21 protein-coding genes are annotated in these 19,715 nt (G+C 71.0%); 14 read left to right on the forward strand and 7 right to left on the reverse strand.

What is annotated here, in order from left to right:
- Window positions 1-9 precede the first annotated feature (9 nt).
- The 6 genes from LHA35_RS08600 to aroQ form a co-directional block, all read right to left on the reverse strand.
- The gene (locus LHA35_RS08600) at window positions 10-876 is read right to left on the reverse strand and encodes a hypothetical protein (protein ID WP_226607048.1); all 867 of its coding nucleotides are present in this window, start codon (window positions 874-876) and stop codon (window positions 10-12) included.
- A complete protein-coding gene (aat, locus tag LHA35_RS08605) occupies window positions 873-1,550 on the reverse strand; it encodes a leucyl/phenylalanyl-tRNA--protein transferase (RefSeq protein WP_226607052.1) in 678 nt (225 codons plus the stop codon). The genes LHA35_RS08600 and aat overlap by 4 nt, the downstream gene beginning before the upstream one ends.
- Entirely contained in the window at window positions 1,547-1,921 is a 375-nt protein-coding gene (locus tag LHA35_RS08610) for a hypothetical protein (protein ID WP_226607054.1), read from the reverse strand. Before LHA35_RS08610 ends, aat begins: the two co-directional genes overlap by 4 nt.
- A gap of 317 nt (window positions 1,922-2,238) precedes the next feature.
- Entirely contained in the window at window positions 2,239-3,594 is a 1,356-nt protein-coding gene (gene accC / locus LHA35_RS08615) for an acetyl-CoA carboxylase biotin carboxylase subunit (RefSeq protein WP_226607058.1), read from the reverse strand.
- A gap of 6 nt (window positions 3,595-3,600) precedes the next feature.
- On the reverse strand, window positions 3,601-4,104 hold the full coding sequence (gene accB, locus LHA35_RS08620; RefSeq protein ID WP_226607061.1) for an acetyl-CoA carboxylase biotin carboxyl carrier protein: 504 nt from the start codon (window positions 4,102-4,104) through the stop codon (window positions 3,601-3,603).
- Complete coding sequence (gene aroQ / locus LHA35_RS08625; RefSeq protein WP_226607063.1) at window positions 4,101-4,565, reverse strand: type II 3-dehydroquinate dehydratase; 465 nt, start codon at window positions 4,563-4,565, stop codon at window positions 4,101-4,103. The genes accB and aroQ overlap by 4 nt, the downstream gene beginning before the upstream one ends.
- Before the next feature lie 151 nt (window positions 4,566-4,716).
- Here aroQ and thiS point away from each other — a divergent pair, with 151 nt between their 5' ends.
- From thiS to LHA35_RS08670, 9 genes are all read left to right on the forward strand, one after another.
- Window positions 4,717-4,929 (forward strand): sulfur carrier protein ThiS, encoded by a 213-nt coding sequence (gene thiS / locus LHA35_RS29170; RefSeq protein WP_226607065.1) that lies wholly within the window; start codon window positions 4,717-4,719, stop codon window positions 4,927-4,929.
- A gap of 3 nt (window positions 4,930-4,932) precedes the next feature.
- Complete coding sequence (locus LHA35_RS08635) at window positions 4,933-5,742, forward strand: thiazole synthase (RefSeq protein ID WP_226607067.1); 810 nt, start codon at window positions 4,933-4,935, stop codon at window positions 5,740-5,742.
- Window positions 5,743-5,914: 172 nt separating this feature from the next.
- Complete coding sequence (locus tag LHA35_RS08640) at window positions 5,915-7,099, forward strand: YeeE/YedE thiosulfate transporter family protein (RefSeq protein WP_226607070.1); 1,185 nt, start codon at window positions 5,915-5,917, stop codon at window positions 7,097-7,099.
- Between the two features lie 108 nt (window positions 7,100-7,207).
- Window positions 7,208-7,510, forward strand: a complete 303-nt coding sequence (locus LHA35_RS08645; protein ID WP_226607072.1) for a c-type cytochrome — start codon at window positions 7,208-7,210, stop codon at window positions 7,508-7,510.
- 14 nt (window positions 7,511-7,524) lie between these two features.
- Complete coding sequence (locus LHA35_RS08650; protein ID WP_226607075.1) at window positions 7,525-8,811, forward strand: FCSD flavin-binding domain-containing protein; 1,287 nt, start codon at window positions 7,525-7,527, stop codon at window positions 8,809-8,811.
- A complete protein-coding gene (locus LHA35_RS08655; RefSeq protein ID WP_226607078.1) occupies window positions 8,808-9,233 on the forward strand; it encodes a thiosulfate oxidation carrier protein SoxY in 426 nt (141 codons plus the stop codon). Before LHA35_RS08650 ends, LHA35_RS08655 begins: the two co-directional genes overlap by 4 nt.
- 4 nt (window positions 9,234-9,237) lie before the next feature.
- Complete coding sequence (gene soxZ, locus LHA35_RS08660; RefSeq protein ID WP_226607080.1) at window positions 9,238-9,564, forward strand: thiosulfate oxidation carrier complex protein SoxZ; 327 nt, start codon at window positions 9,238-9,240, stop codon at window positions 9,562-9,564.
- Window positions 9,565-10,139: 575 nt separating this feature from the next.
- A complete protein-coding gene (locus tag LHA35_RS08665; RefSeq protein WP_226607083.1) occupies window positions 10,140-11,270 on the forward strand; it encodes a type III PLP-dependent enzyme in 1,131 nt (376 codons plus the stop codon).
- 268 nt (window positions 11,271-11,538) lie between these two features.
- The gene (locus tag LHA35_RS08670) at window positions 11,539-12,006 is read left to right on the forward strand and encodes an Lrp/AsnC family transcriptional regulator (RefSeq protein WP_226607085.1); all 468 of its coding nucleotides are present in this window, start codon (window positions 11,539-11,541) and stop codon (window positions 12,004-12,006) included.
- Between the two features lie 146 nt (window positions 12,007-12,152).
- On the opposite strand, the gene LHA35_RS08675 is transcribed toward LHA35_RS08670, so the two are convergent.
- Window positions 12,153-13,742 (reverse strand): ABC transporter substrate-binding protein, encoded by a 1,590-nt coding sequence (locus LHA35_RS08675; RefSeq protein WP_226607088.1) that lies wholly within the window; start codon window positions 13,740-13,742, stop codon window positions 12,153-12,155.
- Window positions 13,743-13,962: 220 nt separating this feature from the next.
- Between LHA35_RS08675 and LHA35_RS08680 the strand changes: the two genes are divergently transcribed.
- From LHA35_RS08680 to LHA35_RS08700, 5 genes are read left to right on the forward strand one after another with little or no spacing between them, the layout of a single operon-like run.
- On the forward strand, window positions 13,963-15,561 hold the full coding sequence (locus LHA35_RS08680; RefSeq protein ID WP_226607090.1) for an ABC transporter substrate-binding protein: 1,599 nt from the start codon (window positions 13,963-13,965) through the stop codon (window positions 15,559-15,561).
- Window positions 15,558-16,532, forward strand: coding sequence for an ABC transporter permease (locus LHA35_RS08685; protein WP_226607092.1), 975 nt, complete (start codon window positions 15,558-15,560; stop codon window positions 16,530-16,532). The genes LHA35_RS08680 and LHA35_RS08685 overlap by 4 nt, the downstream gene beginning before the upstream one ends.
- Entirely contained in the window at window positions 16,529-17,449 is a 921-nt protein-coding gene (locus tag LHA35_RS08690; RefSeq protein ID WP_226607094.1) for an ABC transporter permease, read from the forward strand. Before LHA35_RS08685 ends, LHA35_RS08690 begins: the two co-directional genes overlap by 4 nt.
- Window positions 17,446-18,426, forward strand: a complete 981-nt coding sequence (locus LHA35_RS08695; protein WP_226607096.1) for an ABC transporter ATP-binding protein — start codon at window positions 17,446-17,448, stop codon at window positions 18,424-18,426. The genes LHA35_RS08690 and LHA35_RS08695 overlap by 4 nt, the downstream gene beginning before the upstream one ends.
- Complete coding sequence (locus tag LHA35_RS08700) at window positions 18,423-19,460, forward strand: ABC transporter ATP-binding protein (protein ID WP_226607099.1); 1,038 nt, start codon at window positions 18,423-18,425, stop codon at window positions 19,458-19,460. The genes LHA35_RS08695 and LHA35_RS08700 overlap by 4 nt, the downstream gene beginning before the upstream one ends.
- The last annotated feature ends 255 nt before the right edge of the window (window positions 19,461-19,715 follow it).

Below are 19,715 nucleotides of genomic sequence, written 5' to 3' on the forward strand. Positions count from 1 at the left end.
CGCGGCGGTTCAGCCCGGTGCCGGGCCGGGGCGGGGCGGCAGGTCCCGGGTGCGGTAGCGCGCCACCGCCTGCCCCTCCGGCACCTTCTGGAAGACCAGGAAGTAGCTGTGGTTCTTCCGGGCATGCACCTGCCGCAGCAGGCGCGCCACGCCCGGTCGGTTTGGCCGGACCAGGACGAAGAGATCACGGGCATAGAAGCCGAGCTCAGCCAGCCCGGTCACGATCTGGACATGGGTGAGTTCCTGCCGGTTGGCGCTGACCTCGTCCTGACATTTGACGATGAGGATGCCGTGGTCGCGCAGCACCCGCCGCGCCTCCTTCGCCGCATCCAGGTAGAGGTCGAGCACCGCCTGGTGCCAGCGCCCGCCGCCGGGCGCCTCGCGCCCGCCGCCCGAGGCATAGTAGTCGCGCAGCGCCACATGGCTGCCGAGGCCGCCGCGGGTCTCGGCCTTCGGGCGCAGCAGCCCCTCCATATAGGGCGGGTCGAGCACCAGGGCGTCGATCGCGCCGGTGGCATAGGGCAGGGCGCGGCAATCCGTGCCGGTGGCGAGGTCCGAGGGCAGGACCCGGTAGCGGCCGGGCGGCACCTGCCGCCAGAAGACGCCCTGGCCAAAGGTGACGTCCGCCACCACCGCGCCGTCGGGCACGTGCAGGGCCAGGATCTGCGGGAAAAGCTCGGCATTGCCGCCGGCATGGGCGGAGAGGATGACATCGGCCGTCGCCGTGCCGCCCTGCACGCGCCGGGCCCGGGGCGGGGCGGGGTCGCCGGCCACGGCCGCGCCGGGAAGCGGCGGCGGGGCGGGGCGCGGCCGGCCGGCGGGCGGGCCGTCATCGGCGGCTTCGCCGGGCTCCGGCCCATCCTTGGGGGCGGTCACGCGTCGTCCCGGCCGCCACCGCGCAGGGCGCGGATCTCGGCCTCCAGCGCGGCCGGGTCGGGGGAGGGAAGCCAAGCCGCCTGCGCCATCACCGCCTGGGCCAGGCGGCGCTTGTACTCGGCGCGGGGGATCTCATGCGCGCCGAACTGCGACAGGTGCTCGGTCAGGAACTGGCTGTCGAGCAGGGTGAAGCCGCCGAGGCGCAGCCGCGCCACGAGGTGGACGAGGGCGACCTTGGAGGCGTCGCGGGCGCGGCTGAACATGCTCTCCCCGAAGAAGGCGCTGCCGAGCACGACGCCATAGAGGCCGCCGACCAGGGCATCGCCCTGCCAGACCTCGACCGAATGGGCATGGCCCTGGCGATGGAGGGAGAGGAAGAGGAACTCGATCTCCGGGTTGATCCAGGTATCCTCCCGCCCCGGCGCCGGGGCGGCGCAGCCGGCGATGGCGCCGGCGAAATCGGCATCGGCGGTGACGCGGTAGGGGCCGGAGAGCACGGTGCGCAGCAGGCGCTTCGGCAGGTGGAAGCCCTGGTCGAGGGGGATGACCCCCCGGCGTTCGGGATCGAGCCAGTAGAGCCGATCGCCCCGCCGGCTTTCGGCCATGGGAAAGAGCCCGGCGCGATAGGCGCGGAGCATGAGGTCCGGGGTGATGTCGATCTGCCGGCGGCTCATGCGGCAGTGACCGGAGGAGAAAGGGCGCCGAGAATGGGACCGTTATGGGCCGCGATGGCGCGGTGGCGGGCGTCCGGAGCGCTGCGATCGGCCGCAGGCCCGCCGGTCCGGGCGCAAGGCTGCAGGGGACCGTCCGGCGGCATGGTCACCCGCCCTGCGGCCGCGCCGCGCCATCGGCCGGCGCGATCGGAGGCCAGGCCCGCATCAGTCCCCGGCAGGGCATGCATCCGGTGCTTCCCTGCGATCGCGGCCGTCCACTCCAACTCCGCGGCATCGCTGGCCGGGCAGGCTGCTTCCACCCGGCCGACCAACGCCCCGGCCGCGCAGGCCGGCAGGGGAACACCCAGGTCGAGACGGGCGATCGAGTCCATGCCCGGTCGCGCAGGCGGCGGAGCCGTTCTCACGCATCAGGCACGCCCGGCGGGAGGAACCCCGCCCAGTTCCGCCCCGGCGCATCGGTGCGGCGGACCGGCCTTCGCTGCGTCGTGGAAGCGGGCTGGTCCGCAGCTTCTGCCACCCGCTGCAATTGCGTCACCGGCTCACCCCGAAGGGCGCGTGCGGCCGGTTCCGGCAAGCGCTCCTTCGCCTCGATGATGCGGTGGCTCGACATGCGACGACTATAGCCAGCCCCTGGCCGCACCGCCACGCGCTTGCCGGCCAGTCCCGCCTAACGTCGGGGGGAGCCTGCTCAGCCCGCCGCCATCCGCTTCGCCACGAAGCGTTCCAGCCAATGGATGGTGTAGTCCCCGGCCTGGAATTCCGGATCCTCCATGATGGCGCGGTGCAGCGGCAGGGTGGTGCTGATGCCGTCCACCACCATCTCGGCCAAAGACCGGCGCAGCCGCGCAATCGCCTCGGCCCGTGTCACGCCATGCACCACCAGCTTGGCCACCAGGCTGTCGTAATGCGGCGGCACGCTGTAGCCGGAGTAGAGCGCACTATCCACGCGCACGCCGAGCCCGCCCGGCGCGTGGTAGGTGGTCACCCGGCCGGGGGAGGGCGCGAAGCTGTCGGGGTCCTCGGCGGTGATCCGGCACTCGATGGCATGGCCATGGAAGCGGATCTCCGACTGGTCGTAGCCGAGCGGCTCGCCGGCCGCGACGCGAAGCTGCTCCTTCACCAGGTCGATGCCGCAGACCATCTCCGTCACCGGATGCTCCACCTGCAGCCGGGTGTTCATCTCGATGAAGGCGAACTGCCCGTCCTGCCAGAGGAATTCCAGCGTGCCGGCATTGCGGTAGCCGAGCTCCCGCAGCGCCCGCGTCACCTGGGCGCCGAGCGCGTCGCGCTCCGCCGCGCTCAGCACGGGCGAGCCGGCCTCCTCCACCAGCTTCTGGTGGCGGCGCTGGAGCGAGCAGTCGCGCTCGCCGAAATGCACGACGTTGCCATGGGTATCGGCCAGCACCTGCAACTCGATATGCCGGGGCCGGTCGAGATACTTCTCCAGATACACCGCATCGTCGCCGAAGGCGGCCTTCGCCTCGGTGCGGGCGACGCGCCAGGCCTCCTCCAGCTCCTCCTCGGAGCGCGCGACCTTCATGCCGCGCCCGCCGCCGCCCGCCGCCGCCTTGATCAGCACCGGGTACTTCACCTCGGCCGCGACGGCCCGCGCCTCCTCGACCGAGGCGAGCGCGCCGCGGCTGCCGGGCACCAGCGGCACGCCGAGCCGGCGCATCGCGTCCTTGGCCGCGATCTTGTCGCCCATCATGCGGATGTGCTCGGGGCGCGGGCCGATGAAGGCGAGGCCGTGCGCCTCCACCATCTCGGCGAAATTGGCGTTCTCCGAGAGGAAGCCATAGCCGGGATGCACCGCATCCGCGCCGGTGATGGCGGCGGCCGAGAGGATGGCGGCGACGTTCAGGTAGCTGTCCCGCGCCGGGGCTGGGCCGATGCAGACGCTCTCATCCGCCAGGCGCACATGCATGGCGGCGGCATCCGCGGTGGAGTGCACCGCGACGGTGCGGATACCCATCTCCTGGCAGGCGCGGTGGATGCGCAGCGCGATCTCGCCACGATTGGCGATCAGCACCTTTCCTATGCGCACGCGCGCTTACTCCACCACCATCAGCGGCTCGCCATACTCGACGGGCGTGCCGGTCTCGATCAGGATGCGGGTGACGGTGCCGGCCTTCGGCGCCTTGATCTGGTTGAAGGTCTTCATCGCCTCGATCAGCAGCAGGGTCTGGCCCTGCGCCACCCTGGCGCCCAGCGTGACGAAGGGCGGCTGCCCCGGCTCCGGCGAGAGATAGGCGACGCCGACCATGGGGGAGGCGACGAGGCCCGGATGCTTGGAGAGATCGACCGTCTCCTCCGCCGCGGCCTGCGCCGCCGCGGGCGCGACGGGCACGGGCGCCTGGGCCGGCCCGGGCTGGCCCATCATCGGCGCCGGCCAGGCCATCTGCACGGAGGGGGTGGCAGCCGGGGCCGGCAGGGTGCGGGCCACGCGGATGCGGCTGTCCTTCTCGACCAGCTCGATTTCAGTGAGGTCGGTGTCCTTCAGGATCTGCGCCAGGGCGCGGATCGCCTCGGGGTCGAACTGGATGCCGTTGCTCATTCTTCGTCGTCCGGGTCGCCGGCGCCGACCAGCCCCGCCATCGCCTGCAGCGCGAGCGCATAGCCCTGCACGCCCAGGCCGGCGATGACGCCGGTCGCGGCCTTCGACACATAGCTGTGGTGCCGGAATTCCTCCCGGCGATGGATATTGGTGATGTGCACCTCGATCACCGGCAGCCCGACCGCCAGCAGGGCGTCGAGGAGCGCGATGGAGGTGGTGGTGTAGCCGGCCGGGTTGATCACGATGCCGGCCGCCCGCCCGCGGCATTCCTGCACCCAGGTGACCAGCTCGCCCTCGCCATTGGTCTGGCGGAAATCGATCGCCAACCCCAGCTCCTCCGCCGTCTCGGCGCAGAGCGCCTCGACATCGTCGAGGGTGGCGTGTCCGTATTTCTCCGGCTCGCGCGTGCCGAGCATGTTCAGGTTCGGACCGTTCAGGACGGCAATGAGCGGCGGGGTCACGGCAGGGTGTCCTGTCGGGTGGGGGCGGACGGGCTAGCACGGGCGGATTTCGTGCCGCAAGCGTCGGGGTGCGCCGGCGCCGCCCGGCCATGCGTCCGTTGCCGGGCCGGGTGCCTTGCCGCGGGGCGCCCGCTTCGCCATGTTCCGCCGCATGGAGGATACGATTTCCATCACGGTGAATGGCGAGCCCCGGCAGCTCCGCGGCCCCGCCACGGTGGCCGACCTGCTGGCGCAGATCGGTCTCGACATGCGCAAGGTCGCGGTCGAGCGCAACCTGGAGATCGTGCCCCGCTCCACCTACGCCGCGACGGCCCTGGCGGCCGGCGACCAGCTGGAGATCGTGCATTTCATCGGCGGAGGCTGAGCCATGGACACCATCCCGACCCAGGCGGCCCAGGATGACGGCTGGGAGGTCGCCGGCCTGCGCTTCCGCTCCCGCCTGATCGTCGGCACCGGCCGCTACAAGGACCTCGAGGAGACCGGCCGGGCGATCGATGCCTCGGGCGCCGAGATCGTCACCGTGGCGGTGCGGCGGGTCAATCTCGGCGACCCCTCGGCGCCCATGCTGCAGGATTACGTGGACCCCAAGCGCTACACCTACCTGCCCAACACCGCCGGCTGCTTCACCGCGCAGGACGCGGTCCGCACCCTGCGGCTGGCGCGGGAGGCCGGGGGCTGGAACCTGGTGAAGCTGGAGGTCCTGGGCCCGCCGCCCTTCCTCTACCCCGATATGCGCGCGACCTTCGAGGCGCTGGAGGCGCTGCTGAAGGACGGCTTCCAGGTCATGGTCTATTGCTCGGACGACCCGATCGCGGCCAAGCGGCTGGAGGAGATGGGCGCGGTCGCGGTCATGCCGCTCGGCGCCCCGATCGGCAGCGGCCTCGGCATCCAGAACCCGGTGATGATCCGGGCGATCATCGAGAACGCCAAGGTCCCGGTGCTGGTCGATGCCGGCGTCGGCACGGCAAGCGATGCGGCGATCGCCATGGAACTCGGCTGCGATGCGGTGCTGATGAACAGCGCCATCGCCCATGCCCGGGACCCCGTCCGCATGGCCCGCGCCATGAAGGCGGCGGTGGAGGCGGGGCGGCTGGCCTATCTGGCGGGCCGGATGCCGCGGCAATATGCCGCCGACCCGTCGAGCCCGCTGCATGCCGGGGTGATCGGGCGGAACTGAGCGCCCCGCCTTCGCCGGCGAATCCCTGGTTTCCAAGGACCTTTCGGCCTTTCTGGCGGGTGGTCCCGGAGGGCAGGGGCGACCCCGTCGCACCAAACGCGATGCGGTGCTCCTCGCCCCTTGCGCCGCCCCCTGGACCGCCGCAGATGCGGGGCCGCATTCGGGGGCGGGCATGGAGAGGGCAGGTGGGTCGCGCCGCGCGGCCTGGATCGCGGCATCGCTGCTGGCGGCGGGCACGGCCTGGCTGGCGGCCGGGCAGGGCTGGCGCCTGGGCGCCCTCTGGCTGGTCGGCGCGGCGCTCGGCCTCTCGCTCTACCATGCCACCTTCGGCTTCGCCGGCGCCTTCCGGATATTGCTGGAGGAAGGGCGCGGCGCCGGGCTGCGCGCGCAGATGCTCATGCTGGCCCTGGCCGTGCTGCTGTTCCAGCCGGTGCTGGCGGAGGGCGTGCTGCTCGGCCAGCCGGTGCGCGGCTTTGTCTTCCCGGCCGGCGCCGCGCTCGTCCTGGGCGCCTTCCTCTTCGGCATCGGGATGCAGATCGGCGGCGGCTGCGCCTCCGGCACGCTCTATGCCGCCGGCGGCGCCGGCATCCGCAACCTGCTGACCCTGTTCTTCTTCGTGGCCGGCGCGACGCTCGCCGCCTGGCAGGCGGCGCTCTGGCAGGACTGGCCGGCGCTGCCCGCCCTCTCCCTGCCCGCGAGCCTCGGCCTGTGGCCGGCCATCCTCCTCGCCCTCATCGTCTTTGCCCTGGTCGCCTGGGGCTCGGCCAGGCTGGAGCGGCGCCGGCATGGCCGGGTGGAGCCGATCCTCGGCCGCGGCAGCTTCCTGACCGGCCCCTGGCCGCTCGCCTGGGGCGCGCTGGCCCTGGCCCTGCTGAATTTCGCCACCCTGGCGCTGGCCGGCCGGCCCTGGGCGATCACCTCGGCCTTTCCGCTCTGGGGCTCGCTCGCGGTCGGGGGGCTCGGCTGGGACGAGCCGGTCTTCTGGACCTATTGGGAGGAACCGACCCGGGCCGAGGCGCTGCTGCGGCCGCTCTCGACCGAACGCACCACCGTCATGAATCTCGGCCTCATCCTTGGTGCCGCGCTGGCGGCGGGGCTGGCGGGGCGCTTCCGGTGGGGCTCGCGCATCCCGGCGGGGCAGGTGGCGGGCTCGGTCTTCGGCGGCCTGCTGCTCGGCATCGGCGCGGTGCTCGCCTTCGGCTGCAATGTCAGCGCCTATGTCTCCGGCATCGCCTCGGGCAGCCTGCATGGCTGGGCCTGGATCATCCCCGGGCTGCTCGGCAACTGGGTGGGGCTGCGGCTGCGGCCGCTCTTCGGCCTCGGCCTGCCGCGCCGCACGGCGCCACAATATGCGTGAGATCGGCGTGGAATTTTCCATATTGCATTGAGCGACTGCGGAACATATCTGCCGGGCGAGACAGGATGCGGTGCGCTGCCGTGCCGCCCTGGTGGAGAGCGCAGACCCATGCATCTGTCCCACCCCCTCGGCGCCGCGCTGCTGGCAACCAGCCTGTTTGCCGCAGGCGGCGCGGTGGCCGCCGGTCCGGCGCCGCTGGCCGCGCAGGGCTGCCTCGGCTGCCATGGCCCGAACGGTGCCGGCATCGGCTCCGGCGCGCGGCTCGCGGGCCGGGAGGCGGCGGAGCTGGAATCCATCATGCGCGCCTATCGCGCGGATCAGCGGCAGGGCACGATCATGAACCGCATTGCCCGGGGCTATACCGAGCAGGACATCGCTGCCATTGCGGCTTATTTCGCCGCGATCCGCTGAGGGGGAGGCGCATCGTGACCCACGCCCCGACCCGCCGCGCCGCCCTCGGCGCCACGCTCGGCCTGATCGCATCCCCGCTGGCCGCCCCCGCCCTGTCCCGCGCCCAGGGGCAGGCGCGGCTGCTGGTGATCGGCGGCGGCTTCGGCGGTGCCTCGGCCGCCCGCTTCGCCCGGACCAGCTATCCGGAGCTGCAGGTCACGCTGGTCGAGCCGCTGACCCGCTTCGTCACCTGTCCCTATGGAAATTTGCTGCTCGGCGGCACCCGGCAGATCGGCGACATCACCCATGCCTATGACGGGCTGCGCGCCGCCGGCATCCGCATCCTGCACGACTGGGCGGAGGGCATCGATGCCGGTGCGAAGCGGGTCCGGCTGCGCGGCGGCGAGACGCTGTCCTATGACAAGCTGATCCTCTCGCCCGGCATCGCCATCCGCTTCGGTGCCCTGCCCGGCTATGACGAGGCCGCGGCGGAGGTCTTCCCGCATGCCTGGGTGCCCGGGGATGGCAGCCAGACCCTGCTGCTGCGCCGGCAGCTGGAGGCGATGCCGGATGGCGGCGTGGTCGGGTTCAGCATCCCGCCCAACCCCTTCCGCTGCCCGCCCGGCCCCTATGAGCGGATCAGCATGGTCGCGGCCTATCTCAGGCGCCACAAGCCGCGTTCCAAGATCCTTGCGCTCGACGCCAAGGACGCCTTCAGCAAGCAGGGCCTGTTCCAGGATGGCTGGAAGGCGCTGTACGGCGACATGGTCGAATGGGTGCCGGCCAGCCGGGACGGCAAGGTGGCGCGCGTCGACCCGGCGGCGAAGGTGTTCGAGACCGAGTTCGGCGAGCGCCACAGGCTGGATGTGGGCAATGTCATCCCGCCGCAATCGGCGGCGCGGATCGTGCTCGGGAGCGGGCTTGCCGCCCAGACCGGCTGGGCGGAGGTGGATCCGCGGAGCTTCGCCTCGAAGGCGGCGCCCGATATCCATATCGTGGGCGATGCGATGAACGGGGCGCCCATGCCGAAATCCGGCTACATCGCCAACAACACCGCGAAGCAGGCGGTCGCCAGCGCGGTCGCGGCCCTGCGCGGGGAAGCGCCGCCCGAGGCGGTGTACTTCAACACCTGCTACAGCCATGTCGGGGAAGACTACGGCATCAGCATCGTCGGCATCTTCCGCCCCGGCGCGGGCGGCTTCGTCGAAGTGCCCAATTCGGGCGGCGTCTCCCCCCGCGGCGACCTGCCGGAGCAGCGCCGGTTGGAGGCGATCCATGCCGACACCTGGTATGCCAGCATCACCCGGGACATGTTCGGATGAGGATCGCCCGCCGGCCCCTGCTGCTGACGCTCGCGGCGCTGCCCTTCGGCGCACGGGCTACGCCCTCGCTGGAGGCGGCGATGCGCGAGCTGATCGGCGAGGCGCAGCCGGAGGAGGGGGGCATCGCGCTGCGCCTGCCCGCCACGGCCGAGAATGGCGGCCAGGTGCCGCTGACGGTCGCGGTGGAGAGCCCGATGACGCCGGCCGAGCATGTGGTGCGCATCCACCTGCTGGCGACCCGCAACCCGACGCCCGGCATCGCCAGCTTCCACCTGACGCCGGCGCTGGCGCGGGCGGAGGTGCAGACCCGCATCCGCCTGGCGGAGGACCAGCAGGTGGTGGCGCTGGCCGTCCTGTCCGATGGCAGGGTGCGGCGCGCTGCCGCCGAGACCCGCGTCGTCACCGGCGGCTGCATCGGGTGAGGCCATGAGCGCGCTCCAGCAACCCCGCATCCGCATCCCCCGCTCCGCCCGTCCCGGCGAGGCAATCGAGATCCGCACCCTGATCGAGCACCCGATGGAGAGCGGCATCCGCGGCCGCAGCGAGGGTGCGGTGCCGCGCGACATGCTGAACCGGCTGGTGGTGCGGCTGAACGGGGAGACGGTCTTCGCCGCCGATCTCGGCAACGGCACCTCGGCGAACCCGTACCACGTCTTCCATGTGCGGATGGAGCGGACGGGGGAGTTCGAGTTCCTCTGGACCGATGAGCGGGGCCGCAGCGCCCGCGCCACGGCGCGGGTGACGGTCGGCTGAGGGCCGATCCGTAGCGACCGGGCGGCCGTGTGCCGGCCGCCGGGGTGGGCCTGAAGGCCCGGCAGCCCGCGCCGCCCCGCGGCCAGGGGCGCGCGCGGAGCGGCCTTCTTCAAGGGCGGCCGCTCCTCCACATCCGGAGGAACGAGGGCTGGCCGTTGGATTCCCGGCCGATTCGGGCCCCGGCGCGGTATTCACCCTGAGTCCGGCAAGGGTTCCCAGGGAGTTTCCGGCCGCCGGCCCGGCTTGCTGGAAAAAAATCCGGCCAGGGTCGATTTTCCGCTTTGCAGGGGCAGGGGCGGGGCCTATACGCGCGCCCAGACGCAGTACGCACGTGCCTCTGGCCCCAGGCCCACGGAATTCCGGCGCCCCTCCACAACGGCGCCAGCATAGGGATCACCGCGGCGCAAGGTTTACGCAACGACGTCAAGCGTTCTGGCAACCCCGCCTGGCCCGCCCCGCAAGGGAGGCGATCCGGGCGGCTCACTTGGTCGCTGGTTCGTTCGACCGTTTCGTCAACTTGGGGCCGCCGTTCCCTGGCAGTGGGGGCGGTCCTCGATATTTGGAGAGGGTATGGCATGACCCCGAAGGTCGCCCGCTATCTGCGCGATGTCGCGCCGGCTACCCCGTGCCTCGTCCTCGATGTCGATCGCGTGGAGGAGAATTACCGCCGCCTGATCGCGGCGATGCCGCTGGCGCGCATCTACTACGCCGTGAAGGCGAACCCTGCCGCCCCGATCCTGGAGCGCCTGACCGGCCTCGGCTCCTCCTTCGATGCCGCGAGCCTCGAGGAGGTCGAGGCCTGCCTCGCCGCCGGCGCGCGGCCGGAGGCCATCTCCTTCGGCAACACGGTGAAGAAGGAGAGCGCCATCCGCACGGCCTATGCGGCCGGCGTGCGCATGTATGCCTTCGATTCCGAGGCGGAGCTGAGGAAGCTGGCCCGCAGCGCCCCGGGCGCGCGCGTCTATTGCCGCATCCTGGTCGGCAATGACGGCGCGGAATGGCCGCTGTCGCGCAAGTTCGGCTGCGAGATCGAGATGGCGAAGGAGCTGATGGTGCAGGCGGGCGAGCTCGGCCTCGACCCCTACGGCATCTCCTTCCATGTCGGCAGCCAGCAGACCAAGACCGCGGCCTATGAGGCCGCGATCGGCCGCGTCGCCATGCTGTTCACCGACCTCAAGGAGGCCGGGGTGAACCTGCGCATGGTCAATCTCGGCGGCGGCTATCCCGTGCGCTACCGGCAGGAGGTGCCGGAGATCGACGATTTCGGCGCCGCCATCATGGGCGCCATGGCGGAGCATTTCGGCAATGCCCTGCCGGAGATCGTCATCGAGCCGGGCCGCTTCATCGTCGGCGATGCCGGCGTGGTCAGCTCGGAGGTCGTGCTCGTCTCCCGCAAGGCGAAGGACGATCCGGTGCGCTGGGTGTACCTGGACATCGGGCGCTTCGGCGGCCTGGCGGAAACCGAGGGCGAGGCCATCAAATATGCCTTCCGCACGCCGCATGACGGCACGGCGGATGGCCCGGTGACCATCGCCGGCCCGACCTGCGACAGCACGGACACGCTCTATGAGAAGTCCAACTACCGCCTGCCGCTGGCGCTGGACTGCGGCGACCGGGTCGAGCTGCTTGCGACCGGCGCCTATGTGACGAGCTATGCGAGCCAGTCCTTCAACGGCTTCCGCCCTCTGGCCGAGCATTACGTCTGATCCTGTCCCGCATGAATGCCGCCACATTCATGCGGCCTCAGACACTGGCGACGACCTGGCTGCGCGGCAGTGGCCGCGGGCCGCATTCCGGGACCCCATCGACGTTGCGCAGCAAGGCCGATGGGAACCCGTCGCGGCCCCAGCCGCCGGTGGCGGCTGCAGGCCAGGATCCATGCCGGCGGGAATGACGACCGGCGCCACGGGGATCGCCGCGCCGCACAAAAATCCTTCCGTTCACAAGCGTGGCGCGGGCGCATAAGCTCCCGCCATGGATGAGATTGACCGGAACCTGACCGTCGCCCTGCAGCTCGACGGCAGCGCGGGGCTTGCCGAACTGGCCAAGGTCGCGGGCCTCTCCGTCTCCGCCACCGCCGAGCGGGTGAAGCGCCTGGAGGAGCGGGGGGTGATCCGCGGCTGGCGCGCGGATCTCGACCCGGCGCAGGCGGGCTGCCCGCTGCTGGCGCATGTGCTGGCCGCGGTCGCGCCCGGGCGGGAGGATCTCGGCTTCCGCAAGGCCATGCGGCGGCACGAGGCGGTGCTGGAATGCCACGCAGTGACCGGCGCCTGGACCTATCTGCTGAAGCTCCGCCTCGCCGATCTCGGCGCGCTCGACACCTTCCTGAACGAGGAATTGCGCACCCTGCCCGGCGTGCAGCGGATCGAGACGCTGTTGGCGATCACCACGGTGAAGGAGACCTCGATCCTGCCCGTGGCGCCGGCCGATCCGGAGGAGTAGGGCGGATCGCGGCAGCCCGCGGTTGGCCGGGCGGCCGAATCCGCCCGGATAAACCAGGCGCCGCAACGGAATGGCCTTCAATTGCGAACGCAATCCGCTGCAGCCGGGACGGGGAGAGGCGGCCCGGCGGCCGCCTCCCGCGCCGGTCAGTTCGCCGGCCGCGTCGCCATCGCCGTCGTGCGCTCGTCCATCCGCGCCTCGTAGCGCAGGCCGCGCTTCAGGCCCCAGCTGTTGACGAGTTGGAAGAGCGGGATGATGGCGACCTCATCCATGGCGAGCTTCACCGCCTCCCGCAGCAGCCTCTCGCGCGTGGCGTCGTCGATCGTCGCCGCCGCCCGCTCGGTCAGCGCATCGAGGTCGGGGTTGGAATAGCGGCCGCTGTTGCTCGCGCCCGTCCGCTTCTCGCGGTCGAAGGTGCCGAGGATATTGACCAGCGCATAGCTCGCCTCGCCCGTCACGCTGCCCCAGCCGGAGAGGCGGATGGCGTAGTCCTGGCGGTTGGAGCGCTGCGAGAAGCTCGCCCAGGGCACCGCCTCCACCTCCGTCCGGATGCCGATGCGGCTGAACATCTGCGCTACCGCCTGCGCTGCCTTGCTGTCGTTCGGGTAGCGGTCGTTCGGGCTGTGCAGGGTCATCCGGAAGCCCTGCGGGAAGCCGGCCTCGGCCAGCAGCTTCCTCGCGCCCTCCGGGTCATGGGCGGGCGGCCTGACATCGGGGTTGTAGCCGAAGGTGCCCTCCGGCAGCCATTGTCCGGTCGGCTGGGCGGTGCCCTCCATCACCCGCTCCGCCAGGGCCTGGCGGTTGATGGCCATGGAAAGGGCGCGGCGCACGCGCAGGTCGAGGAAGGGATTCGTCGCCATCGGCTTGCCGTCATTGTCGCTGACGAAGGGCACCTCGCCCCGCCGCGAATGGTCCATCACCAGATAGATCAGCCTGAGGCCCTGCACCTCGGAGACCGTGACCTTGTTGTCCCGCTTCAGCCGGGCGAGGTCGGTCGAGGGCACCTGGTCGATCACATCGACATCGCCGGCCAGCAGCGCGGCGGTGCGGGCGCCGTCATTGCCGATGAAGCGGTAGTTCACCCGCGCCCAGGGCTCGGCGCCGCGGAAATAACCCTCGTTGCGCGCCAGCTCCGTCCGGTCGCCGGGGCGGTAGCCGACGAAACGGTAGGGGCCGGTGCCGATCGCGGCCTTGCCGCTGTTGTAGTCCTCGGTCGCGGCGCCCTCGGCGGCGTGCCGGGCGATGATGGCGACCGAGGCGAGCTCGGTCGGCAGCAGGGGGTGCGGCTTGGCGGTGTGGAAGCGCACCGTCAGCGGATCCACCACCTCCACGCGCTCGATGGCGCGGAGGAAGCCGCCGAAGCCGCCCGGGCTGCCGGGGACATTGGGCGCGCGCCGGATGGTGAAGGCGACGTCCTCGGCGGTGAAGTCCCGGCCGTCATGCCATGTGATGCCGGGGCGCAGCCTGAACTCCCAGACGGTGTCGGAGACCACGCGCCAGCTCTCGGCCAGGCCCGGATAGGGCTGCGCCAAGGCGTCCCGCTCCACCAGCCGGTCGAAGATGTGCATCGAAAGGCTGTTGTTGGGCGAGGCGTTGTAGAAATGCGGGTCGACCGAGGTGACCGAGCCGCCGATGCCGATGTTCAGCACCTCCGTCCCGCGCTGGGCGGCGGCGGGGCCGGCCAGGGCAAGGGCGGCGAGAATGGTGCAGGGCAGGACGGTTCGTCGCATCGGCATCAGTGGTCTCCTTCACGCGACTCAAGCTAGCCGCGGCATGGCGGCGCGCCAAATGCCCCGCTCGCGCAGCCTTGGCTGCCATTCGGCCGGGGGCTGGCGCAGGCTTCGTGAGGAGGGGGGCGGCGGGATGATGCCGTCCCGTTCCGAAGGCAGCCGGGCGGCTGGTCGCCCCATGGGCTGGCTGCTAAACGGGGGGAAACCGGGGCTTCTGGAGACAGCAATGGGCTGGGGTATTCGTGCGGTGCAATGCGCCGCGGTGTTGGCATGTTCGCTGACCGCGGGCGCGGAAGGCCGCGCCCAGACCCTGACGATGGGTGTCGGCGCGCCGGTTACCTCGATCGACCCGCACTACCATCAGCTCTCGCCCAATATCGCCGTCGGCCACATGATCTTCGACGGGCTGACGAGCACCGACGGCAATGCCCGCGTGATCCCGGATCTGGCCGAGAGCTGGCAGGCGATCGACGAGACGACCTGGGAGTTCAGGCTGCGGCGCGGCGTGCGCTTCCACAATGGCAGCGAGTTCACCGCCGAGGACGTCGCCTTCACCTTCCAGCGCGTCCCCAATGTCCCGAACTCGCCTTCCTCCTATGGCATCTACACCCGCCCGATCCGGCAGGTGGAGATCGTGGACAGCCACACCCTGCGGCTGAAGACCGCCACGCCCTACCCGCTGATGCCGACGGATCTGGCCAATGTCATGATCCTCGACCGGGAGACGCATGCGAATGCGACGACCGAGGGCTTCAATGCCGGCCCGATGGCGGTCGGCACCGGGCCCTTCCGCATGGTCAGCCACCGCAACGGCGACCGGATCGAGTTTGAGCGGAACGACGCCTATTGGGGCCAGAAGCCGCACTGGCAGCGCGTGAACTACCGCATGATCACCAATGACGCGGCGCGCACCGCGGCGCTGCTGGCGGGGGATGTGGACTTCATCGACCAGGTGCCGACGAGCGACCTGGCCAAGCTGCGGGCCGACCAGCGCCTGGCGCTGTCCGAGATCACCGGCCTCCGGCTGATCTACCTGTCCTTCGACCATTCGCGGACCGAGGCCTCGCCCTTCGTCACCGACAATGACGGCAGGCCGATCCCGCAGAACCCGCTGAAGGATGCGCGGGTGCGGCGCGCCCTGTCGCTCGCCATCGACCGCGGGGCGATCGTGGAGCGCATCATGGAAGGCGCGGCCATTCCGGCCGGGCAATTCCTGCCGGAAGGCGCCTTCGGCTCCGTGCCGGGCCTCGCCGCGCCGCGCGCGGATGCGGAGGGCGCGCGGAAGCTGCTGGCGGAAGCCGGCTTCCCCCAGGGCTTCCGCATCACGCTGCACGGCCCGAACGACCGCTATCCCAACGATTCCCGCATCATCCAGGCGGTCGGCCAGATGTGGACGCGCATCGGCGTGCGCACGCAGGTGGAGGCGCAGCCCTGGACCACCTTCGTGGCGCGGGCCGGGCGGCAGGAACTCTCCTCCTTCCTGATCGGCTGGGGCACCTCCTCGGGCGAGGCTTCCAACCCGCTGCGCAACCTCACCGCCAGCTTCGACCGGGACAAGGGCTATGGCGCCTCCAACCGCGGCCGCTACTCCAACCCGGAGGTGGACCGCGTGCTGGATGCCGCGATGCGGGAACTGGACGACGCGAAGCGGGAGGCGCTGCTGCAGCAGGCGACCCGCATCGTCTTCGAGGATGTCGGCATCCTCCCGCTGCACATCCAGAAGAACACCTGGGCGATGCGCCGCGGCTTCGCGCATGACGCCCGCGCCGACGAGCTGACCCGGGCGCAGGATGTCCGCCCGGCCGGCGGCGGCGCGACGCGATGACCGTCTTCCTCCTCCGCCGCCTGATCCAGGCGGCGGCCGTGGTGCTGGCCATGTCGCTGTTGGTCTTCCTGGGCGTCTACGCGATCGGCGACCCGGTCGAGATCCTGATCAGCCCGGAAGCCGACCAGATCGAGCGCGAGCGGGCCATCCAGGCCCTCGGCCTCGACCTGCCGCTCTGGCAGCAATACCTGGTCTTCCTCGGCAATGCGCTGCGGGGCGATCTCGGCCGCAGCTTCGTCTTCAATGAACCCGCGCTGCAGCTGATCCTGCAGCGCATGCCGGCGACGCTGGAACTGGCCGTCGGCGCGACCGTCGCGGCGCTGATCATCGGCCTGCCGCTCGGCCTCTATGCCGGGCTGCGGCCGAACTCGACCCTCTCGAAGGGCATCATGGCCGGCAGCATCCTCGGCTTCTCGCTGCCGACCTTCTGGGTCGGGCTGATGCTCATCATGGTCTTCGCGGTCCAGCTCGGCTGGCTGCCCAGCACCGGCCGGGGGGAGACGGTGGAGGTGCTCGGCATGCGCTGGAGCTTCCTGACCGCCAACGGCCTGGCGCATATGGTGATGCCGGCGATCAATCTCAGCCTCTTCAAGATCAGCCTCGTCATCCGCCTCACGCGCGCCGGCGTGCGGGAGACGATGCTGATGGACTACGTGAAATTCGCCCGCGCCAAGGGGCTGAGCCCCACGCGCATCACCATGGTGCATGTCTTCAAGAACATCCTGATCCCGGTGGTGACCGTGGTCGGGCTGGAATTCGGCGGAACCATCGCCTTCTCGGTCGTCACCGAGAGCGTCTTCGCCTGGCCGGGCATGGGCAAGCTGATCATCGACAGCATCAACGTGCTCGATCGGCCGGTGATGGTCGCCTATCTCATGATCATCGTGCTGATGTTCATCACCATCAACCTGATCGTGGACATCACCTATTCCCTGCTCGATCCCCGCGTCCGGCTGGAGGGCAAGGCATGAGCAGCACCACGGCCGGCGCCCCGCCCGCCGCGGCGGCGGCGCGGGTGGAGACGCCCTTCCGGCGCTTCGTCTCGGAATTCGCCGAATCCCGCCTCGCCCTCCTCGGGCTGGTGGTCTTCGCGATCATCGCGCTGGTGGCCATCCTCGCGCCCTGGATCGCGCCGCAGAACCCCTACGACCTCGCCCAGCTCGACATCATGGACGGGCGGCTGGAGCCGGGGAGCGTCGGCGGCTCGGGCATCACCCACTGGCTCGGCACGGATGACCAGGGGCGGGACATGCTCTCCGGCATCATCTACGGGTTGCGCATCTCGCTCACCGTCGGCGCCGGCTCGGCGATCCTCGCCTGCCTCGTCGGCGCCTCGCTGGGGATGCTGGCGGCCTATGCCGGCGGGCGGACCGACAGCCTCATCATGCGGCTGGTCGATCTCCAGCTCTCCTTCCCGGCGATCCTGGCCGCGCTGATGATCCTCGCCTTCCTCGGCAAGGGCATCCTCAATGTCGTCATCGCGCTCGTGGTGGTCGAATGGGCCTATTACGCCCGCACCGTGCGCGGGACCGCGCTGGTCGAGCGCCGGCGGGAATATATCGAGGCGGCGCAGTGCCTGGCCTTGCCGACGCACCGCATCATCTTCCGCCACCTGCTGCCGAACTGCCTGCCGCCGCTGATCGTCGTCGGCACCATGCAGATCGCCCGCGCCATCGCGCTGGAAGCGACGCTCTCCTTCCTCGGCCTCGGTGTGCCGATCACCGAGCCCTCGCTCGGCCTGCTGATCGCCAACGGGTATGAGTACATGCTGAGCGGGAAGTACTGGATCAGCTTCTATCCCGGCATCGCCCTGCTCGTCACCATCGTCTCCATCAACCTGGTCGGCGACCAGTTGCGGGACGTGCTGAACCCGAGGCTGAAGAAGTGACCCCCCCCACCCTGCAGGTGAGGAACCTGCGCACCCACTTCTTCACCCGCGCCGGCGTGGTGAAGGCGGTGGACGATGTCTCCTTCACCGTGGACCGCGGCAAGGTGCTGGGGCTGGTGGGGGAGAGCGGCTCGGGCAAGTCGGTCACCGGCTTCTCGATCCTCGGCCTGGTCGATCCGCCCGGCCGCATCGCCGGCGGGCAGATCCTGTTCAAGGGCCAGGACCTGGCGGGCCTGTCGGAGGAGGCGATGCGCCAGCTCCGCGGCAACCGCATCGCCATGATCTTCCAGGACCCGATGATGACGCTGAACCCCGTTCTGCGCATCGACACCCAGATGATCGAGACGGTGCTGGCGCATGAGAAGGTGAGCCGGGAGGAGGCGCGGCAGCGCGCGCGCGACGCGCTCGGCCAGGTCGGCATCCCGAGCCCGGAGGAGCGGCTGCGCGCCTACCCGCACCAGTTCTCCGGCGGCATGCGCCAGCGCGTGGCCATCGCCATCGCCCTGCTGCACAAGCCGGACCTGATCGTGGCGGATGAGCCGACCACGGCGCTCGACGTCACCATCCAGGGGCAGATCCTGGCCGAGGCGCAGAAGCTCTGCGCCGATTTCGGCACGGCGCTGATCTGGATCACCCATGACCTCTCGGTCGTCGCCGGCCTCGCCGACGACATCGCGGTGATGTATGCCGGCAAGGTGGTGGAGCAGGGGCCGGTCACGCAGGTGCTGGACCAGCCGTTGCACCCCTATACGGTCGGCCTCATCGGCAGCGTGCCCAGCCGCAACAAGCGGGGCGAGCCGCTGCGGCAGATTCCCGGCATGACGCCCAGCCTGCTCAACCTGCCCGCCGGCTGCGCCTTCCGCGCCCGCTGCCCGCGTGCCGAGGCCCGCTGCGCCGAGCCGCCGCCGATGGCCGAGTACCGCCCCGGGCGCCATGCCCGCTGCATCCACCCCTATGAGGAGGCGGTCGCGGCATGAGCGAGGTCCTCGATCCGCCGCGCGCCGCGGCGCAGGCCGGCACGCCGATCATCGAGCTGCGCGGCATCTCCAAGCGCTTCGCCACCTCGCTCGATTTCGCCGGCAAGCTGGCCAAGAAGCTCGGCGCGAAGGTGCGGGAGGATGTGGTCCATGCCGTGGACGGCGTGGACCTTCAGGTCCGCAAGGGCGAGGTGGTCGGGCTGGTCGGCGAGAGCGGCTGCGGCAAATCGACCCTCGGCCGCATGGTGGCCGGCATCATGCCGCCGAGCGCGGGCACGGTGCTCTGGCACGGGCGCGACCTGAAGTCCCTCTCGGCGGCCGAGGCGCGGCAGGCGAAGCTGCGCACGCAGATGATCTTCCAGGACCCCTATGCCTCGCTGAACCCGCGGCTGCAGGTGCAGGAGATCGTCGGCGAGGCGCCGCAGGTCCACGGCCTGGTGCCGCGCGGCGGGCTGGAGACCTATGTGGATGAACAGCTGCGCCGCGCCGGGCTCGATCCCGCGCTGAAGCGCCGCTATCCCCACCAGTTCTCGGGCGGCCAGCGCCAGCGCATCGGCATCGCCCGGGCGCTCGCGGTACAGCCGGACTTCCTGGTCTGCGACGAGGCGGTGGCGGCGCTCGACGTCTCCATCCAGGCGCAGATCCTGAACCTCTTCATGAAGCTGCGGCGGGAGCTCGACCTCACCTACCTCTTCATCTCGCATGATCTCGGTGTGGTGGAGCATCTCTCCGACCGCGTGGTGATCATGTATCTCGGCCGGGTGGTGGAGGAGGCGCCGGCCGAGGAGGTCTTCGCCCGGCCGAACCACCCCTATACCCGGGCGCTGCTGGCGGAAGTCCCGCGGATCGAGGCGCGCAAGCGCGCCTTCGCCGGGGTGAAGGGCGAGATCCCCTCGCCGCTGAACCCGCCCTCCGGCTGCCATTTCCATCCGCGCTGCCCCTTCGCGATGGAGCGCTGCAAGGCCGAGAGGCCGGCGCTGAGGGAGATCGCGCCCGGCCATCGCAGCGCCTGCCACCTGAACGACGCGGCATGAGGCGGGCGGGGGCCGTGCTGCTGCTGCTCGCGCTCGCCGCCTGTGCCGGCGGCGGGACGAGCGGACCCTATCTCGGCGGTTCGCTGGGCGGCAGCATCCGTGAGGATGCCCGCACGCGGTGACGGCGGCTCTGCACCGCGGCCTGGGCCGCGGGCCGCATTCAGGGACCCCATCGACGTTGCGCAGCAACCTCAAGGGGAACCCGCCGCGGCCTCAGCCGCCAAAGGCGGCTCCAGGTCAGGACTTCCGCCGGTC

The sequence above is a fragment of the Roseicella aerolata genome (assembly GCF_020523605.1).
Classification (GTDB): domain Bacteria; phylum Pseudomonadota; class Alphaproteobacteria; order Acetobacterales; family Acetobacteraceae; genus Paracraurococcus; species Paracraurococcus aerolatus.

Excerpts from the sequence above, each read along its gene's own strand:
- aat (WP_226607052.1), bottom strand. The coding sequence starts at position 1,550 with ATGAGCCGCCGGCAGATCGACATCACCCCGGACCTCATGCTCCGCGCC.
- LHA35_RS08610 (WP_226607054.1), bottom strand. The coding sequence starts at position 1,921 with ATGGACTCGATCGCCCGTCTCGACCTGGGTGTTCCCCTGCCGGCCTGC.
- accB (WP_226607061.1), bottom strand. The coding sequence starts at position 4,104 with ATGAGCAACGGCATCCAGTTCGACCCCGAGGCGATCCGCGCCCTGGCG.
- thiS (WP_226607065.1), top strand. The coding sequence starts at position 4,717 with ATGGAGGATACGATTTCCATCACGGTGAATGGCGAGCCCCGGCAGCTC.
- LHA35_RS08635 (WP_226607067.1), top strand. The coding sequence starts at position 4,933 with ATGGACACCATCCCGACCCAGGCGGCCCAGGATGACGGCTGGGAGGTC.
- LHA35_RS08640 (WP_226607070.1), top strand. The coding sequence starts at position 5,915 with ATGGAGAGGGCAGGTGGGTCGCGCCGCGCGGCCTGGATCGCGGCATCG.
- LHA35_RS08645 (WP_226607072.1), top strand. The coding sequence starts at position 7,208 with ATGCATCTGTCCCACCCCCTCGGCGCCGCGCTGCTGGCAACCAGCCTG.
- LHA35_RS08655 (WP_226607078.1), top strand. The coding sequence starts at position 8,808 with ATGAGGATCGCCCGCCGGCCCCTGCTGCTGACGCTCGCGGCGCTGCCC.
- soxZ (WP_226607080.1), top strand. The coding sequence starts at position 9,238 with ATGAGCGCGCTCCAGCAACCCCGCATCCGCATCCCCCGCTCCGCCCGT.
- LHA35_RS08665 (WP_226607083.1), top strand. The coding sequence starts at position 10,140 with ATGACCCCGAAGGTCGCCCGCTATCTGCGCGATGTCGCGCCGGCTACC.
- LHA35_RS08670 (WP_226607085.1), top strand. The coding sequence starts at position 11,539 with ATGGATGAGATTGACCGGAACCTGACCGTCGCCCTGCAGCTCGACGGC.
- LHA35_RS08675 (WP_226607088.1), bottom strand. The coding sequence starts at position 13,742 with ATGCCGATGCGACGAACCGTCCTGCCCTGCACCATTCTCGCCGCCCTT.
- LHA35_RS08680 (WP_226607090.1), top strand. The coding sequence starts at position 13,963 with ATGGGCTGGGGTATTCGTGCGGTGCAATGCGCCGCGGTGTTGGCATGT.
- LHA35_RS08685 (WP_226607092.1), top strand. The coding sequence starts at position 15,558 with ATGACCGTCTTCCTCCTCCGCCGCCTGATCCAGGCGGCGGCCGTGGTG.
- LHA35_RS08690 (WP_226607094.1), top strand. The coding sequence starts at position 16,529 with ATGAGCAGCACCACGGCCGGCGCCCCGCCCGCCGCGGCGGCGGCGCGG.
- LHA35_RS08700 (WP_226607099.1), top strand. The coding sequence starts at position 18,423 with ATGAGCGAGGTCCTCGATCCGCCGCGCGCCGCGGCGCAGGCCGGCACG.